This window comes from Vibrio sp. SG41-7 (assembly GCF_014164465.1).
GTDB classification, from domain to species: Bacteria; Pseudomonadota; Gammaproteobacteria; order Enterobacterales; family Vibrionaceae; genus Vibrio; species Vibrio splendidus.
In genome coordinates this window covers 1-3404 of sequence record NZ_JACJFF010000230.1, presented here as the reverse complement: position 1 = coordinate 3404, position 3404 = coordinate 1, and the positions used below count along the sequence as shown (strand labels likewise).

The window sequence follows — 3404 nt, the reverse complement described above, 5'->3', positions numbered from 1 at the left end:
TTGTTTCCGCACTGGAAATTTGGATCATCAAGAAGTTTTGCTTGATGGGAGCCGTATGAGCTGAGAGGTTCACGTACGGTTCTGCGAGAGGCTATCGGGGAGGTTCCGGTGGCCTACTCACCTAAGCCAAAAAGATAAATGACAGCGTAGAGATACTGTATTTAACAGACAGTCTTGAAAAGGTTCCGATGTAGATCATGACGAGAATGATGCCACCTTGGTAATCGAAATTACTCAGCTCGATAGCGAGTCGGCCTACATAGACCAAGAAAAGCGAGCTAATTACAAGGAAGGTACTTTCTATGAGTTCTAAAACGTTGGGTTTATTTGTAATGCAGTATCTGGCGACAGCCATCATCAATAGAAAAAGTAAGACTCGGAAAATGATAGGCGTTACACACTCTGTACCAAAGTGAATGTAGTCGGTAACAATGAAAGCACAGAATATTGAGATCGGGATGTAGATAAAATTTATGTACGGCAAATAAATTTCATTATCGAAATAGGTTTTAAATCTTTGATTCTTGAACCCAGAATAAGAGCGCATTGAGAAACTAGCCGAAATGAATACACAATAATTTGCGTAGTATGTCACAGTCTTTGGGATTGTAAATGACCATTTCTATAGATTTGTCAGTATGTTAGCTAGATCAACAAACGGTACAAGGCAATATTCACGCTCTATTATCGGTAGAACGTGAATATCTTAGAGGCTGGTGTAAGAGTGGTTAACAGAAACTAATGGAGATTAACAAAAACTCATAGCGATTAGCGCTTGTTCTTCAAGTAACGCTTACGGCGCTCTTCTTTCTTCTTAATCTGCTGCTCAGCTTTCAGTGCAGCTGCTTCTTCTACTTCAACCAACTCTTTGGTGATCATCTCTGGTAGTTCTAGCGTTACTTTACCTAAAGTACCGCTGCGAAGTTCGTGAAGAAGGATTTCAGAACACTTGTGAATGTCTATATGACCGCCAGCACGAAGTGCACCACGCTTACGACCAATCGCTTCCATCAATTCGATGTCAGACTCTGGCAGCTCTTCAATTTGGTAACGTTCTTGTAAAAGGTGAGGGTACTGCTTAGCTAAGTACTCGACGGTGTAGAATGCCACTTCGTCGTATTCCATTGCTGTATCTTTTACCGCACCAGTCGCAGCTAAACGGAAGCCGCTGTGTGGGTTTTCTACTTTAGGCCAAAGGATCCCAGGAGTATCTGAAAGGATCACGCCGTTTTGCAGGTTGATACGTTGTTGGCGACGAGTTACCGCAGGTTGGTTACCCGTTACCGCAATCGTACGTCCAGCCAAGCAGTTGATAATGGTCGATTTACCCACGTTAGGGATACCCATAATCATTGTTCGAATATTCTTGCCCATTTGCTCACGGTGCGGTGCCAGTTTACGTACTAGCTCCATCACGTGGTTAACTTCTTCTTTTACGCTGGTGGTAATGGCAATCGCTTTAACGCCTTGCTCTTTCTCGAAGTGCTCAATCCAACGCTCAGTAAGCTCAGGATCGGCAAGGTCGCGCTTGTTCAACACTTTTACACAAGGCTTATCGCCGCGCAGTGAAGAGATCATTGGGTTTTCACTACTGAACGGGATACGAGCGTCCAGTACTTCGATGATCACATCAACCTGTGGGATAACTTCTTCGATTTCTTTGCGGGCTTTATGCATGTGACCCGGAAACCATTGAATTTTGCTTGTAACCATATGAATTTTAATCCTTTTGTTTTTTGTTTCTTTGCTGTGGGGTACCAGGTGGTGTACCGAGAAGTTAAATTAGATTTGGGATACCAAACTTAAAGTTCTACTCACGCATAGCCGCATCAGCAATTAATGTGAGGATGGTAACATCTTCTAGTTGGCTGGAACAATTGAACATGTAGATGTCAAGTTGGATACATTGGTCTTGTGCAATTTGATGGTAAAAAGCAAAGAGGTGCTCAGTATGAAGTCGGCAAAGTAAGTGACTGCAAAATTAAGGTGGTTTTAGCTATGCAAAAATATCAGGTGTGTTACCGCCGAGGTCAAAAGGAACGGCCTGAGTCAAAATTTTCGTACGTTTAATTGATGCTACGAAAGACTATGATCAATTTGCAACAAGTAGTGGATTACATCAACAAGGATGAAGTATTCAGCTCATTATGAATTAGCTTAGAAGATCAATATATCGCTGCGTGGTGACGGTTTACACCTACATCAAATGATTCTTCAATGCTAAAGGGAATTGGCTAAACGGCCTCAATAAGCCTCGGGAAACTCTCCGAAAATTCGTCATTGAAAATGTCACGAAGATGGTCGCTTGCAGCACTGTCGCCTTTGGCTCTGAAGGGTATCGATGTCGCCATGCAAATTGTCCGCATCGAAAATACATTCACCAAGCGTGTAAATCCCATTTTTGCAGCAAATCAGATAGACGCATTGTCGTCATGGCTGCGTTTCTTCGATTTAAAGCAGAAACGCCTGCGTGTTTTAGTCAATACGAGTTGCTTGTTAAGGGGCTAACCTTATAATTGGTGAGCTTGTCACTAATTCCGGCTTCATCAGAAGCTAACACTATAATCTTCGATTTAGTTGGTGTGGAGCGAGCATAAGGTACTTATAGAATTTACATTGAGATCTTTAATGAACAGAACATGACTTGTGTCTTGGTGTCTGGTTACAAATGAGACTTGAATAGGGATAATTTTGACGTATATGTTTAGGGATAGTATGAAGAATACAAGTGTATCTTATAAATGGGGTGAGCAGGGTACCGGTACTATGAAAGGTGCAATAAAAGGTTTCGTCATAGCTACATTAATGCTGAGTTCTACCGAAGCGTACGCATCTCCGATGTATGTTTACGCACAATCACCAATTCACTCAAATGTTCTTTCTATTCAGCTACGTGAGGCAGAGCCAAAAAGGACGGGAACAATAGAGTTCAAATCGTCTTATACGCAAACTAGTATTTGGGCGCATACTGAAGCTTACTCTCTTGATTATTATCAAAATCAGACGAATATCGCGGTGCAATGGCAAGTGTCCCCTGTGTGGAAGAGCGAGGTGGATTATCGATTACTGAGAGCCAAAGATAATGGTTTGGACAGTTTTGTTATGGGATTCCATGACCTATTCGGCCTAGGTCAAAATGGTCGAGATGAAGTAGCTGAAGATCAATTCACTATGGATTTTAATAATTCAGGCGTTCAACTGTCTGACTTTGAAGGGGACGATTTAACGAATGCATTCACTTTTTATAATGAACTCTTGTTATATTCGAACCGTTTATCATCTATACCCGTGATCAATGAAGGTGCTTGATTTTCGATAAAATCAGGATCATGCTAAGACCCATGAAAATTACACTGACTCCTCAACAAAAGCTGCAACTCGAGCAGATGCACGATTCTACTCGT

Annotated in this window: 2 protein-coding genes and 2 pseudogenes; 2 read left to right on the top strand and 2 right to left on the bottom strand. The window is 41.9% G+C overall.

Translation table 11 applies throughout. The annotated features are described in order from the left end of the window. Positions 1–124: 124 nt before the first annotated feature. Positions 125–547 (bottom strand): annotated as a pseudogene (locus tag H5300_RS26060) (GGDEF domain-containing protein); the annotation flags it as partial. Between the two features lie 221 nt (positions 548–768). Then, positions 769–1713, bottom strand: a complete 945-nt coding sequence (ylqF, locus tag H5300_RS26055; RefSeq protein WP_182797295.1) for a ribosome biogenesis GTPase YlqF — start codon at positions 1711–1713, stop codon at positions 769–771. Between the two features lie 584 nt (positions 1714–2297). Here ylqF and H5300_RS26050 point away from each other — a divergent pair. Together H5300_RS26050 and H5300_RS26045 are read left to right on the top strand one after the other, a co-directional pair. After that, the gene (locus tag H5300_RS26050) at positions 2298–2516 is read left to right on the top strand and encodes a hypothetical protein (RefSeq protein ID WP_405055151.1); all 219 of its coding nucleotides are present in this window, start codon (positions 2298–2300) and stop codon (positions 2514–2516) included. 250 nt (positions 2517–2766) lie between these two features. Next, positions 2767–3267: pseudogene (locus tag H5300_RS26045) on the top strand (DUF3187 family protein); the annotation flags it as partial. Positions 3268–3404 lie beyond the last annotated feature (137 nt).

What these genes read in the sequence shown, in the direction of transcription:
- ylqF (WP_182797295.1), bottom strand. Translation starts at nt 1,713, where the DNA reads ATGGTTACAAGCAAAATTCAATGGTTTCCGGGTCACATGCATAAAGCC.
- H5300_RS26050 (WP_405055151.1), top strand. Translation starts at nt 2,298, where the DNA reads ATGGTCGCTTGCAGCACTGTCGCCTTTGGCTCTGAAGGGTATCGATGT.